Origin of the sequence: Streptomyces sp. SM18 (assembly GCF_002910775.2) — a bacterium.
Taxonomy (GTDB): domain Bacteria; phylum Actinomycetota; class Actinomycetes; order Streptomycetales; family Streptomycetaceae; genus Streptomyces; species Streptomyces halstedii.
This window is the reverse complement of the sequence record NZ_CP029342.1, coordinates 5,162,764-5,175,228: the sequence shown is the minus strand read 5'-3', so window position 1 is coordinate 5,175,228 and position 12,465 is coordinate 5,162,764. Positions and strand designations below refer to the sequence as shown.

Here is a 12,465-nt window from a genome sequence, read left to right as displayed (position 1 = left end):
TACGGGGCCCCGGGAACCGAATGCTCGCCGATATGCGTTGTCGCTCGCATGGGGACCAACAGGAACGCCGGTTCGCCGGGTAAGGGACCCGCGCACGGCATCAGCAGACGCAGCCTGCTCATCGGCGGCGGCGCGGCCGTCGTGGGCGGCGGCGCGCTGGCCGCTCAGGAGATCCGGCGCCTGTGGTGGCGGGTGCCGGGGGTGGGGCGGCCCCGCGAGCCGGGCGAGCTGGACTACGCGGGCGCGCGCTGGGTCGCCGCCTCCGAGGCGAACTGGCGGCGGGCCGACCGCCCCGACGACTACGCCGTGGACCGGGTGATCATCCACGTCACGCAGGGCAGTTACGCGAGCGCGGTCCGGGTCTTCCAGGACCCCTCGCACCGGGCGGCGTCGCACTACGTCGTGGGCAAGGACGGCCGGGTGACGCAGATGATCCGTGAGCTGGACGTGGCGTACCACGCGGGCAACCGCTCGTTCAACGAGCGCAGCGTGGGGATCGAGCACGAGGGCTTCGTGGACCGCCCCCAGGACTTCACGCGGGAGATGTACGAGTCGTCGGCCCGGCTGACGGCCTCGATATGCGCCCGTCACGGCATCCCGGTCGACCGCGAGCACGTCATCGGCCACGTGGAGGTGCCCGGCACCGATCACACCGATCCCGGTCCGCACTGGGACTGGAAGCGCTACATGAGGCTGGTGCGTGCGGCGTCCACCGATCCGTCGGCCGGTCCGTCCGCCGGGTCCGCTAGCTGAGTCCGGCCGTCCTGGCGCGCTCCACGGCCGGTCCGATGGCGCGGGCGACGTCGTCGACGTCCCGCTTCGTCGAGGTGTGGCCGAGCGAGAAGCGCAGGGTGCCCCGGGCCAGGTCGGGGTCCGTGCCGGTGGCCAGCAGCACATGGCTGGGCTGGGCGATCCCCGCCGTGCACGCGGAGCCGGTGGAGCAGGCGATGCCCTGGGCGTCGAGCAGCAGCAGCAGGGAGTCGCCCTCGCAGCCGGGGAAGGTGAAGTGCGCGTTGGCGGGGAGCCGGCCGCCGGGGGCCGGGTCGCCGCCGAGGACGGCGTCCGGGACGGCCCGCAGCACGGCTTCGGCCAGGGAGTCGCGCAGCGCACCAATCTCCTGGGCGAAGTGCTCGCGCCGCTCGGCGGCCAGCCGTCCGGCGACCGCGAAGGCGGCCACGGCGGGCACGTCCAGGGTCCCGGAGCGCACGTGCCGTTCCTGTCCGCCGCCGTGCAGCACGGGGACGGGGCTCTGGTCGCGGCCGAGGAGCAGGGCGCCGATGCCGAACGGTCCGCCGATCTTGTGGGCGCTCACCGTCATCGCGGCCAGCCCCGAGCGGGCGAAGTCGACGTCCAGCTGCCCGAAGGCCTGGACCGCGTCCGCGTGCATCGGTACGCCGAACTCCTGGGCGACCTCGGCCAGTTCGCGGACCGGCATGACGGTGCCGATCTCGTTGTTGGCCCACATCACGGTGATCATCGCGACGTCGTCCGGGTCGCGCAGGACCGCCTCGCGCAGGGCGTCCGGGTGGACGCGCCCGTACCCGTCGACGGGGAGGTACTCGACCCTGGCGCCCTCGTGCTCGGCGAGCCAGTCCACGGCGTCCAGCACAGCGTGGTGCTCCACGGGGCTGGCCAGCACCCGGGTGCGCCGGGGGTCGGCGTCGCGCCGGGCCCAGTACAGGCCCTTCACGGCGAGGTTGTCGGCCTCGGTGCCGCCGGAGGTGAGGACCACCTCGCTGGGGCGGGCGCCGAGAGCGTCGGCGAGGGTCTCCCGCGACTCCTCGACGGTACGGCGGGCACGGCGCCCGGCTGCGTGCAGGGAGGACGCGTTGCCGGTGACGGCGAGCTGCGCGGTCATCGCCGCGATCGCCTCCGGAAGCATCGGCGTGGTCGCGGCGTGGTCGAGGTAGGCCATGATGCCCCGAGTCTACGAGCCCCCCATGGGGCTCACGGCAGGCGCATGGCCTCACCGCCGTCGGGCGGGGCCCGGCCGGGGCGCCGCCGGACCGGGACGAGGCACCCGCGCACGCGGTCCCGGGGACGCGCGTTCAGCCCCCGAAGCTCCAGGAGACGGTGCCGTTCACGGTGACCAGGACCGCGAGGACGACCAGGTCGGCGACGCCGAGGGCGAGACCCAGCAAGGCGCGGCCGCGCCGCGCGGTGGAGCGGGCCAGCGCCAGGCAGGCCATCACGATCGCGGCGGGCCCCAGCAGGATGTTCATCACGAGGAGGCCCAGCAGCCCGAGGACGAACGAGGCGACCGCCAGCCCGTCCGCCTCACGGGAGGCGCGAGGGGCGCGAGGGGCGTGAGGGGCGTGAGGGGCCTGGGTGGTGCGAGGGGCCCGGGTGGTGCGAGGGCCCGGTGTGCTGGTGAGTGCCATGGTGCGGACACCTCCGGTTCCGGTGGGGGGACCCGGCCGGATCACGGCCGGGGAAGAGGCGGGAAGGGCCGGGGCGGTGGCGGTCAGCGGGTCCGGCGGGTGAAGCCCTCACGGACCGCGAAGGCCACCAGCCAGACCCCGATCAGGCCCGCCGCGGTGAGGGCCAGGGGCACCGGCAGATGGGCGACGGCTCCGAGGACGACACCCAGCAGGAGCAGAGCGGCGACGAGGACGAACATGTGAGCCCCTTTCCGTGAACAGGTCGGAGTACGACTGTTCACTGACTATCCAGTCTAGTGCGCCTGCCCCTTCCTCCGGTCGGAGAACAGTTGTTTACTGAATGGCATGAGTCACACCCCCGGCGTCCGCCAGGCCCAGAAGCTGAGGACCCGCCAGGCCCTGCTGGACGCGGCGCTGACCCTGCTGGAGCACCAGAGCCTCAGCAGCCTCGGCCTGCGCGAGGTGACGCGGAACGCGGGTGTGACCCCGACCGCCTTCTACCGGCACTTCGACGGCATGGCGGCGCTCGGGGTGGCCCTCGTGGAGGAGGCGCTGGGCAGCCTGCACGGCATGATCGGGGCGGTGCTGGCCGACACCGGTGACAGCGAGGAGCGCCTGGACCGAAGCGTCGAGCTGATCGCCCGTCATGTCGCCGCGCGGCCCGCGCACTTCCGGTTCATCGCCCGGGAGCAGCACGGCGGAGTGGGCCCGGTGCGGGAGGCGATAGCCGCCCAGGTGCGCGCGTTCACCGAGGAGGTGGCGGCGGCGGTCGCCACGGAACCCGAGTCGGCCGGCTGGGACCGGCCCGACCTCCTGATGCTGGCCGGCCTGTACGTCGACCACATGGTGCTCACCGCCTCCGCGCTGCTGGACGCGGCCGGCCCCGAGGAGGAACGCGAGGTCGTCCGCACCGCCCGGCGCAGGCTGCGCCTGGTCACCCTGGGCCGCGCGCACTGGCTGGACTGCTGACACCCCCCGCACGGCGCCGGAACAGCCGTTGAGGGCTGTCCCGTCATCCCTGGCGGGACACCCCTTAGCCTCGTCGCCATGACCGACTGGATTCTCGACCGGACCTTCGACAGCTCCTCGGGCGAGGTGCGCTGGGCCGCGCTCGGCCCCGAGGAGGCGCCCCCCGTGGTCCTGGTGCACGGGACGCCCTTCTCCTCGTACGTCTGGCGCGGCATCGCCCGTGCGCTGGCCCAGGACCACCAGGTGTACGTGTGGGACCTGCCCGGCTACGGGACGTCGGCCCAGTACGACGGCCAGGACGTGTCGCTGAGGGCCCAGGGCCGGGTGCTGGCCGAGCTGACCGGCCACTGGGGGCTGAGCGGACCCGCCGTGGTGGCCCACGACTTCGGCGGCTGCGTCGCCCTGCGCGCCCGCCTCCTGCACGGCGTCCGCTACAGCCGCCTCGCGCTGGTCGACCCGGTGGCCCTGGCCCCCTGGGGTTCGCCGGTCTACCGGCTGTTCGGCGGCCGGCCCGAGGTCTTCGGCGCCCTCCCGCCGGACCTGCACCGCGCCCTGGTCAGGGAGTACGTGGGCTCCGCGAGCCACCTCGGCCTGCGCCCGGCGGTGCTCGACCGGCTCACCGGCCCCTGGTGCACCGAGTCCGGACAGCCCGCCTTCTACCGGCAGATCGCCCAGAACGACCAGCGGTTCACGGACGAGATCCAGGGCCGCTACGGGGAGTTGGACCTGCCCGTCCTGATCTGCTGGGGCACCGAGGACACCTGGATCCCGGTCGCCCGCGCCCATGAACTCGCCGCGCTGATCCCGGACGCCCGGCTACAGCTGATCGACGGGGCCGGGCACCTCGTCCAGGAGGACGCGCCCGCCGAACTGACCGCCGCGCTCACCCGCTTCTTGCGTACGGCCCCCTGACGGCGGCGGCCCCGGCCGACGGGCGGCGGGCGTCGGGACCGAGGGAGCGGGTGAGCGGGTGAGCGGGCCCGGCCGGTCTCAGCCGCGCGGGGCGCGGGCCAGCTGACGCGACTGGGCCACCAGGCGTCCGGCGCTGTCCCACACGTCGGCGTCCTCCTCCAGGAAGCCGCCCGCGAGGTTGCGGGTGGTGATGGAGACCCGGAGGGGGCCAGGGGCCGGGCGGCAGCGGATGTGGGTGGTCAGCTCGATGGTGGGCGTCCAGCCCTTCAGCCCCAGCTCGAAGGCGGTCGGCGGCAGCGCGTCCACCGTCAGCAGCAGCGAGAACGGGTCCGGGTCCCGGCCGTCCGCGAGGCCGAACCAGCCCCGCATCTCGCCCTTGCCGGACGGTGCGCCGACGGCCCAGCCGACGGTCGCCGGGTCGAGCTTGATGTCGAGCCGCTCGGTGATGGCGGAGCTGCCGGGGATCGGCGCCGGGCCGTCGCCCGGGCCGAGGCAGTCCTCGCGCGGCGGGATGGCGGGCGGCTCGGCGGACGTACGGACCTCGTCGGTGAGCCCGTCCAGGTCGCCGTAGGTGGCGAGCACCCGGATGCGCTCGACCTCGGTGCCGTCCTCGGCGTACTGGAAGAGCGAGGCCTGACCGGTGGAGAGGGTCCGGCCGGTACGGACGGTCTGGGTGCGGATCACGGCGGGGCCGGGGGACGAGGCCGTGAGGTAGTGCGCGGAGACGGAGAAGGGGTCGGAGTGCGGAAGGGCGTCGCTCAGCGCCCGGCCCAGCATCGCGAGCAGATAACCGCCGTTGACGGCCTGGATGATCGTCCAGCCCGCGGAGAGTTCGGCGTCGTAGACGCCCTTCTCCCGCAGGGTCACCGCCGTGTCGCGGTCGAACTCGCTGTCACCGATGGTCGCCTGCGCGTCGCGCGCCCGAGCTGCTGCCTGTGCCATGCCTCGCACGGTACACCGATCCTATTACTGAGCGGTAGCTTTCTATTCGGCTCAGGTGCCCGACGAGGTCTCCTCCGCCCGCGAGGAGCGCCGGTTGTAGGCGCGCGGCGCCCGCCAGTGGTAGCGCAGGGCCAGCAGACGCAGCACGAACGCGGTGACCACGGCGAGGGTGCTGGTGTACGCGTTGAGGGCGTCGAACCGGATGCAGAGGACGACCATCACCGAGCCGACGATCGCGGGCACCGCGTAGAGGTCACGGTCCCAGCGCAGCAGCGACGGGACCTCGTTGGCCAGCACGTCGCGCAGCACACCGCCCCCGACCGCGGTGGCCAGCCCCAGGGTGGCGGACGAGGTGAGGCCGAGCCCGTAGTCGTACGCCTTGACCGTGCCGGCCACGCAGAAGAGGCCCAGCCCGGCCGCGTCGAAGACGTTGACGCCGACCTGGATGCGCTCCACGTGCGGGTGCAGGAAGAAGACCAGCCCGGCGGCGAGCAGCGGGGTGGTGAAGTAGCCGAGGTCGGTGAAGGCCGCCGGGGGAATGGCCCCGATGATCACATCACGGAAGATCCCCCCGCCCAGCGCTGTCACCTCGGCGAGAACGGCGATGCCGAAGACATCGAAGTTCTTGCGTACGGCGAGCAGCGCGCCCGAGATCGCGAAGACGAAGATTCCGACGATGTCGAGCGCGTGCTGGACGGAGGGGGTGAAGAGTTCGTTGAGCACCGGACAATTGTGCCGGTCCTACTCCTTGGCCTTGCCCTCCGCGTCCCCGGCGGCCGGCTCGGCGGCCTTGGGGGACTCCTCGGCGGCCGGCTCGGCGACCTTCGATGATTCCTCTGCCTCGGCGGCTTCCGGCGCCTCGGCAGCCGCAGGCTCCGGCGCCTCCGCGGCTTCCGGTGCCTTCCCGGCTGCGGCCTCCGGCTCCACGGCCTCCGCGACCTCCGAAGCCTCAGGCGCCTCCCCGGCCGCGGCCTCCGCGACCTCCGGGGCCTCCGGCGCGACGGGCGCCTCAGGCTCGGGTGCCTCAGGGGTCCTGGCCGGTGCCACCGTGATGACGTCCGCCTCCAGCGGCGCGTCCCCCGGGGCCTGGTCCTCGCCGTTCTCCGGGTGGTGGCAGGCCACCTGGTGCCCGGTCTTCAGCTGGATCAGCGGCGGCTCGGTCGTCTTGCAGATCTGCGTCGCCTTCCAGCACCGGGTGTGGAAGCGGCAGCCCGTGGGCGGCGAGATCGGCGAGGGCACGTCGCCCTTGAGCAGGATGCGCTCGCTCTTCGCACCGCGCCGGCGCGGGTCCGGCACCGGGACCGCCGACATGAGCGCCTTCGTGTACGGGTGCATGGGCGCCTCGTACAGCGAGCCGCGGTCGGCCAGCTCGACGATCTTGCCGAGGTACATGACCGCGATCCGGTCCGAGACGTGCCGGATCACCGACAGGTCGTGCGCGATGATCAGGTACGTGAGGCCGAGCTCGTCCTGGAGGTCGTCCAGCAGGTTCACCACCTGGGCCTGGATCGACACGTCCAGCGCCGACACCGGCTCGTCCGCGACGACGAGCTTCGGCTTGAGCGCGAGCGCGCGGGCGATGCCGATGCGCTGGCGCTGGCCGCCGGAGAACTCGTGCGGGTAGCGGTTGTAGTGCTCGGGGTTGAGCCCGACCAGCTCCAGCAGCCGCTGCACCTCCGCCTTCACACCGCCCTCGGGCGTGACGCCCTGGAGCCGGAAGGGGGTCCCGACGATCCCGCCGACCGTGTGGCGCGGGTTCAGCGAACCGTACGGGTCCTGGAAGATCATCTGGATGTCCCGGCGCATCGGACGCAGCCGGCCCGCCGACATGTGGGTGATGTCCTTGCCCTGGAACTCGATCGTGCCGCCGGTCGGCTCCAGCAGCCGGGTCACCAGCCGTCCCATGGTGGACTTGCCGCAGCCCGACTCACCGACGACGCCCAGGGTCTCCCCGGGCCGCACGTCGAAGCTCAGCCCGTCGACGGCCTGGACCGCTCCGACCTTGCGCTTGAGCACGCCCTTGGTGATCGGGAAGTGCTTGACCAGGCCGCTGACCTTGAGGAGCGGCTCCGACCCGTCCGCCTGCTCCGCGGACGCCGCGGCGGCCTTGTTCTTCAGATCAGTCACAGCTTCGGCGCAATCTCTTCGGTCCAGATCCGGTCCCGCTGCTCACGCGTCATGTGGCACGCGGAGTAGTGTCCCTCGCCGTCGCCGGCCTGCTTCAGCTCCGGGCGTTCGGTGCGGGTGATGTTGTCCGGGGGCACGTCGGCGTACGGGCAGCGGGGATGGAAGGCGCAGCCGGACGGGACGTTGATGAGGCTGGGCGGCGAGCCCTTGACCGGGACGAGCCGCTCGGTCTGCTCCCGGTCGATCCGGGGCATCGAGCCGAGCAGCCCCCAGGTGTAGGGGTGCTGCGGCTGGTAGAAGACCTCTTCCGCCGTGCCGCGTTCGACGCAGCGGCCGGCGTACATCACGAGCAGGCTGTCCGCGATCTCGGCGACGACGCCGAGGTCGTGGGTGATCATGACGACCGCGGAGCCGAACTCCTTCTGGAGGTCCCGGATCAGGTCGAGGATCTGTGCCTGGACGGTCACGTCGAGGGCGGTCGTCGGCTCGTCGGCGATCAGCAGCCTGGGGTTGTTGACCAGGGCCATCGCGATCATCGCGCGCTGGCGCATCCCGCCGGAGAACTGGTGCGGGTAGTCCTCGTAACGGCGCTGCGGCTCGGGGATGCCGACCCGGTCGAGCATCTCGATCGCGCGCTTCTTCGCGGTCTTCTTGTCGACCTTGTGGTGGACCCGGTGGGCCTCCACGATCTGCGCGCCGATGCTGTAGTACGGGTGCAGGGCCGACAGCGGGTCCTGGAAGATCATGGCCATCTTCTGGCCACGCAGCTTCCGTACGCGCTCGGGTCCGGCCCCGATCAACTCCTCGCCGTCGAGCCAGATCTCACCGCCGATCCGGGCCCGCTCCGAGGTGTGCAGGCCCATGATCCCCAGCGAGGTCACGGACTTGCCGGACCCGGACTCACCGACGATGCCCAGGGTCTGACCGGCCTTCAGGTCGAAGCTGACGCCGTCCACGGACTTGACCAGGCCGTCGTCGGTGTCGAAGTGGACGCTGAGGTTGCGTACGGAGAGGAACTCCTTGGCGCCGTCCGACGCGTCCCGGGGTGCGGGGACCGAGCCCTGGGAGGCGTCCGGCGCCGGGGACTTCTTCTTGTCTACCTCGCTCATGAGAGCCTCACCCGGGGGTCGATCGCGGCGTACACGAGGTCCACCAGCAGGTTGCAGAGAACGATGAAGAAGGCGGCGACCAGCGTCACGCCCATCACCTTGGGCAGGTCGGCGGTGGTCACGCCGTTGATGGCCATGGCGCCCATGCCCTGGAAGGAGAAGACGCGTTCGGTGATGACCGCGCCGCCGAGCAGCAGCGCGAAGTCCATGCCGAAGATGGTGACGAGCGGGGTGAGCGCCGCGCGCAGACCGTGCTTGACGACCACCTTGCGTTCCCTCAGGCCCTTGGCGCGGGCGGTTCTGATGTAGTCCTCGCCCATCGTCTCCAGCATCCCGGCCCGGGTGAGCCGGGCGTAGAGCGCGGAGTAGAGCAGGGCGAGCGTGCACCAGGGAAGGACCAGGGATCCGGCCCATTCGAGTGGGTTCTCGGTGAACGGGACGTACTCACCGTTACCGAAGATCGCCAGCACGACGAGGCCGGTGAAGAACATCGGGAGCGAGACACCGGCGAGGGCCACGCCCATGGAGAGCCGGTCGAAGATGGAGCCGCGCTTCAGCGCCGAGACCACACCGGTGGCGACACCGGAGAGGACCCAGATGACCGCCGCGCCGACGGCCAGCGAGAGCGTGACCGGGATGCGGTCGACGATCTGCGGCCAGATCTCGGTGTGCGTCTTGAAGGAGTAGCCGAAGCACGGGGCGTTGCAGGTGACCGGGTCGGGGCCGAACTGGTACTCGGCGCCGACGACGATGCCCTTGATGAAGTGCCAGTACTGGAGGTAGAGGGGCTGGTCGAGCCCCAGGTTCTTCTTGACCGCGGCGATGACGTCCGGGTCGGGGCTCTTCCCGACGTACTGGGCGGCCATCGAGTCGAGGGTCTGCCCGCCGAGTCGGGGCACGAGGAAGAAGATCGCGAACGTGACTGCGCTGACCACCAGCAGCAGCAACACCGCGGCGAAGACGCGTCGGATGATGTACGCAGCCACAGCCGTGCGGCGCCGGGCGGGCGGACGGGGTGTAGCCCGCCGGCCCGGCGCCTTCACCTGCCTTTCAGGGGATGCTTTTGATGAACAGGTGTTACTTGGTGGAGGTCATCAGCACGAAGTCGTACATACCGAGGTACGCGTTCGTGACCGTGACGTTCGCCGCGGAGTCCGGGCGGTACAGCAGGTTCTTGCGGTAGAAGAGCGGAACGACCGAGGCGTTCTCCATGACCTTCTGGTCGACCTCGCCCCACGTGGCGTTGCGCTCCGTGGTGTCGACGGTGCCGATGCCCTTGACGATGAGCTCGTTGATGCCCTTGTCGTTGAGCTCCATCAGGTTGGTGCCACCGGACGGCTTGATGGCCGAGCCGTTGACGATCTGGTCGAGGAAGCCGAAGCCGGTCGGCCAGTCGGCGCCCCAGGCCATCATCATCATGCCCGCGTTGTTCTTGTGGACCCACTCGGGAACGCCCGCGAAGTCCGTGAAGTACTTGTCGGCCGGGAACTGCTTGATCTCGGCGGTGATGCCGATCGTCTTCAGGCTGTTCTGGAGCTGGGTGGCCGCGGTGATCTCGTCAGGACGGTCGGAACGGGCCGTCAGCGTGGTCTTGAACCCCTCGGGGTGACCGCACTTGGTCAGGTGCTCCTTCGCCTTGGCGGCGTCGCCCTTGCTGCCCTCGGTCGGGTAGAGGTCGAACTCCTTGTACCCGGCGACGCTCGGCGGGATGACCGTGCTGGCCGGGTCGCCCTTGACCGAGCCGCCGATCGAGTCGACCATGCTCTGCTTGTCCACGGCGTACTGGACGGCCTTGCGGCACTCGACGTTGTCGAACGGCTTCACGTTGACGTTCAGCGCCAGGTACTGGAGGGCGCCGGCGTACGGGTTGTCCGTCTTCGCCTTCTCGGCGGCCTTGGCCAGGACCTTGGGCTGGGTCTTGGACTGAAGGCCCGTGCCGCCGGCGTCGGCGGTGATCACGTCGTCGAGCAGGTGGTCGTCGACCGTGGTGGCGTTGACGTTGAACTTCAGCTCCACCTTGTCCGGCAGGGCCTTGCGGATCGGGTCGCTCTTCGCGTCCCACTCCGGGTTGCGGACCAGCGTGGCGCCCTTGCTCTCGTCGTACGCCGAGAACTTGTACGGCCCCGAGGAGACGATCTTCTGGACGTAGGCGGCGCCCTTGTCGGCCTTCTGCTGGACCGGCGCGGTCTGCGAGAAGGTCGCGAGGTAGTCCATGTCCGCGAACGGCTTGTTCAGCTTGAAGACGATCGTGTAGTCGTCCGGCGTCTCGATGGACTTGAGGCCCTCGGGCGACTTGTCCTTGTACGGACCCTTGTACTTGTCGCCGCCTTCGAGGTACGCCTTGAAGTACGTCGGGCCGTTGGAGAGGGCCTCCGGCGCGAAGTTGGAGCGCTCGATGGCGTACTTGACGTCCTTCGAGGTGACCTCGGTGCCGTCCTCGAACTTCACGCCCTTGCGGATCGTGTACGTCCAGGTCTTGGCGTCCGCGCTGGCCTTGCCGAGGTCGGTCGCCAGGTCCGGGACGAGGTCCAGGCTGGCGTCACCGGCGGCCGGCTTGAAGGTCACCAGGGTGCGGCCGTACAGGCGGGAGAAGTTCTGCACCCAGCCGTAGTACGTGTTGCCCGGGTCCAGCGAGTCGGGACCGCTGGAGTGCTCCAGCGAGAGCGTCCCGCCCTTCTTGTCACTGGTGTTGACGATCGACGTCAGACCGGCGTCGGCCTTGGCGTTGCCGCCGCCACCGCCGCCCTTGCTGTCCGAGTCACTGCTGCTGCAGGCGGATGCGCCGAGCGACACCGCCACGGCCACCGCTATGGCCGCCGCTGTCTTTCTGTTCTGCATGCTGAGGAAAGCCCCCTCGTTCGTCCGGTGCGGCATGGCCGCGCTTACTTGCCACGAGGGTCGAGTGCGTCGCGCAGCCCGTCCCCCAGCAGATTGAAGGCCAGCACGGTGACGAAGATCGCCATGCCGGGGATGACCATGAACATCGGGTCCACCTCGTAGAGGTCGACCGCCTGCGTGAGCATGCCGCCCCACGAGGCCTGCGGCGGCGCGATACCGACGCCGAGGAAGGAGAGGGAGGCCTCGAAGAGGATGTTCGTGGGGATCAGGAGCGTCGCGTAGACGAGGATCGGCGCGATCAGGTTCGGCAGCAGCTCGCGGAAGAGGATGAACGGGCCGCGCGCGCCCAGCGAGCGGGCCGCCTCGACGAACTCCCGCTCACGCAGCGACAGGGTCTGCGCGCGGACGATGCGCCCGATGTAGGGCCAGCTGAAGAAGCCGATCACGAAGATCAGGACCGCGATCCGCAGCGTGAGCCCTTCCATCCCGAAGGCGTTGCCCTGCAGGGAAGCGGAGATGGAGATCGCGAAGAGCAGCAGGGGGAAGGCGAGGAAGGTGTCCATCATCCGGCTGATGAAGCTGTCGACCCAGCCGCCGTAGAAGCCGGCCACGACGCCCATCACGACGCCGATGACGACCGAGAGGAGCGTGGAGCCGACGGCGACGACCAGGGAGACCCAGGAACCTTCCAGGATGCGGGCGAAGATGTCGCGCCCGGTCTGCGGTTCCACACCGAGGGGGTGGTCCCAGCTGATGCCGCCGAAGTCGCCCTTGGGGGCCAGCATGACGGGGTCGACGAGACCCTGGTTGAAGGCGTTCGGGTCGAGGCCGAGGAGCGACTGGATCGGCTTGGAGAGTACGGCGGTGAGGATCAGCAGCACGACAACGATGCCACCGGCCATCGCGGCCTTGTCCCGCTTGAAACGGGTCCAGGCGATGCGTCCGAGCGAGCGGCCCTCGATCTCCTTGCCGCCCGCGCCTTCCAGCACCGCTTCGGGCCGCGCATCCGCCCTGGTGGTCTCGATAGGTGCCGTCATCGCGCTGGAGACCCCTCTCGGCCGACGGTTGGCCGGCCCATGACCGCCGCTGTAGCGGCTCGTACACAACACATGTCACTGATGGTGGTCCAACACTGAACAACCCCTGTTTGAAAGAGGCATGAGTCGGGCAGGGACCACCTGCTGAGG

13 protein-coding genes are annotated in these 12,465 nt (G+C 70.6%); 3 read left to right on the top strand and 10 right to left on the bottom strand.

All coding sequences use genetic code 11. The annotated features are described in order from the left end of the window. The first annotated feature begins 48 nt into the window (after nt 1-48). A complete protein-coding gene (locus tag B9S64_RS23505) occupies nt 49-753 on the top strand; it encodes an N-acetylmuramoyl-L-alanine amidase (RefSeq protein ID WP_103490967.1) in 705 nt (234 codons plus the stop codon). Here the strand turns inward: B9S64_RS23505 and B9S64_RS23500 are convergent. The 3 genes from B9S64_RS23500 to B9S64_RS34585 all read right to left on the bottom strand — a co-directional run bounded on the left by B9S64_RS23500 (nt 746) and on the right by B9S64_RS34585 (nt 2,620). Continuing rightward, nucleotides 746-1,915, bottom strand: a complete 1,170-nt coding sequence (locus B9S64_RS23500) for a cysteine desulfurase family protein (protein ID WP_103490966.1) — start codon at nt 1,913-1,915, stop codon at nt 746-748. The two genes, B9S64_RS23505 and B9S64_RS23500, sit on opposite strands and share 8 nt — an antisense overlap. Before the next feature lie 133 nt (nt 1,916-2,048). Beyond that, nucleotides 2,049-2,381 (bottom strand): DUF4190 domain-containing protein, encoded by a 333-nt coding sequence (locus tag B9S64_RS23495; protein ID WP_103490965.1) that lies wholly within the window; start codon nt 2,379-2,381, stop codon nt 2,049-2,051. Between the two features lie 83 nt (nt 2,382-2,464). After that, entirely contained in the window at nt 2,465-2,620 is a 156-nt protein-coding gene (locus tag B9S64_RS34585; RefSeq protein WP_028443677.1) for a hypothetical protein, read from the bottom strand. A 106-nt stretch (nt 2,621-2,726) separates the two neighbouring features. Between B9S64_RS34585 and B9S64_RS23490 the strand changes: the two genes are divergently transcribed. Together B9S64_RS23490 and B9S64_RS23485 are read left to right on the top strand one after the other, a co-directional pair. Then, nucleotides 2,727-3,350 (top strand): TetR family transcriptional regulator, encoded by a 624-nt coding sequence (locus B9S64_RS23490; protein WP_093676615.1) that lies wholly within the window; start codon nt 2,727-2,729, stop codon nt 3,348-3,350. Between the two features lie 78 nt (nt 3,351-3,428). Beyond that, nucleotides 3,429-4,262 carry an alpha/beta fold hydrolase gene (locus B9S64_RS23485; protein ID WP_103490964.1) on the top strand — a complete coding sequence of 278 codons (834 nt, stop codon included), beginning with the start codon at nt 3,429-3,431 and terminating at the stop codon, nt 4,260-4,262. 78 nt (nt 4,263-4,340) lie between these two features. Here the strand turns inward: B9S64_RS23485 and B9S64_RS23480 are convergent, their stop codons facing one another. The 7 genes from B9S64_RS23480 to B9S64_RS23450 all read right to left on the bottom strand — a co-directional run bounded on the left by B9S64_RS23480 (nt 4,341) and on the right by B9S64_RS23450 (nt 12,315). Further along, the gene (locus B9S64_RS23480) at nt 4,341-5,204 is read right to left on the bottom strand and encodes a thioesterase family protein (RefSeq protein ID WP_028443680.1); all 864 of its coding nucleotides are present in this window, start codon (nt 5,202-5,204) and stop codon (nt 4,341-4,343) included. A 51-nt stretch (nt 5,205-5,255) separates the two neighbouring features. Then, nucleotides 5,256-5,927, bottom strand: coding sequence for a trimeric intracellular cation channel family protein (locus B9S64_RS23475; RefSeq protein WP_028443681.1), 672 nt, complete (start codon nt 5,925-5,927; stop codon nt 5,256-5,258). Between the two features lie 18 nt (nt 5,928-5,945). Next, a complete protein-coding gene (locus tag B9S64_RS23470) occupies nt 5,946-7,331 on the bottom strand; it encodes an ABC transporter ATP-binding protein (protein WP_103490963.1) in 1,386 nt (461 codons plus the stop codon). Beyond that, nucleotides 7,328-8,440, bottom strand: a complete 1,113-nt coding sequence (locus B9S64_RS23465) for an ABC transporter ATP-binding protein (RefSeq protein ID WP_103490962.1) — start codon at nt 8,438-8,440, stop codon at nt 7,328-7,330. The genes B9S64_RS23470 and B9S64_RS23465 overlap by 4 nt, the downstream gene beginning before the upstream one ends. After that, nucleotides 8,437-9,426, bottom strand: a complete 990-nt coding sequence (locus tag B9S64_RS23460) for an ABC transporter permease (RefSeq protein WP_103490961.1) — start codon at nt 9,424-9,426, stop codon at nt 8,437-8,439. The genes B9S64_RS23465 and B9S64_RS23460 overlap by 4 nt, the downstream gene beginning before the upstream one ends. Before the next feature lie 91 nt (nt 9,427-9,517). Beyond that, a complete protein-coding gene (locus B9S64_RS23455) occupies nt 9,518-11,278 on the bottom strand; it encodes an ABC transporter substrate-binding protein (protein WP_103490960.1) in 1,761 nt (586 codons plus the stop codon). A 44-nt stretch (nt 11,279-11,322) separates the two neighbouring features. Continuing rightward, nucleotides 11,323-12,315 (bottom strand): ABC transporter permease, encoded by a 993-nt coding sequence (locus B9S64_RS23450; RefSeq protein WP_103490959.1) that lies wholly within the window; start codon nt 12,313-12,315, stop codon nt 11,323-11,325. Nucleotides 12,316-12,465: the final 150 nt, after the last annotated feature.

Coding starts and splice junctions, on each gene's coding strand:
- B9S64_RS23505 (WP_103490967.1), top strand. CDS start 49: ATGGGGACCAACAGGAACGCCGGTTCGCCGGGTAAGGGACCCGCGCAC.
- B9S64_RS23500 (WP_103490966.1), bottom strand. CDS start 1,915: ATGGCCTACCTCGACCACGCCGCGACCACGCCGATGCTTCCGGAGGCG.
- B9S64_RS23495 (WP_103490965.1), bottom strand. CDS start 2,381: ATGGCACTCACCAGCACACCGGGCCCTCGCACCACCCGGGCCCCTCGC.
- B9S64_RS34585 (WP_028443677.1), bottom strand. CDS start 2,620: ATGTTCGTCCTCGTCGCCGCTCTGCTCCTGCTGGGTGTCGTCCTCGGA.
- B9S64_RS23490 (WP_093676615.1), top strand. CDS start 2,727: ATGAGTCACACCCCCGGCGTCCGCCAGGCCCAGAAGCTGAGGACCCGC.
- B9S64_RS23485 (WP_103490964.1), top strand. CDS start 3,429: ATGACCGACTGGATTCTCGACCGGACCTTCGACAGCTCCTCGGGCGAG.
- B9S64_RS23480 (WP_028443680.1), bottom strand. CDS start 5,204: ATGGCACAGGCAGCAGCTCGGGCGCGCGACGCGCAGGCGACCATCGGT.
- B9S64_RS23465 (WP_103490962.1), bottom strand. CDS start 8,440: ATGAGCGAGGTAGACAAGAAGAAGTCCCCGGCGCCGGACGCCTCCCAG.
- B9S64_RS23455 (WP_103490960.1), bottom strand. CDS start 11,278: ATGCAGAACAGAAAGACAGCGGCGGCCATAGCGGTGGCCGTGGCGGTG.
- B9S64_RS23450 (WP_103490959.1), bottom strand. CDS start 12,315: ATGACGGCACCTATCGAGACCACCAGGGCGGATGCGCGGCCCGAAGCG.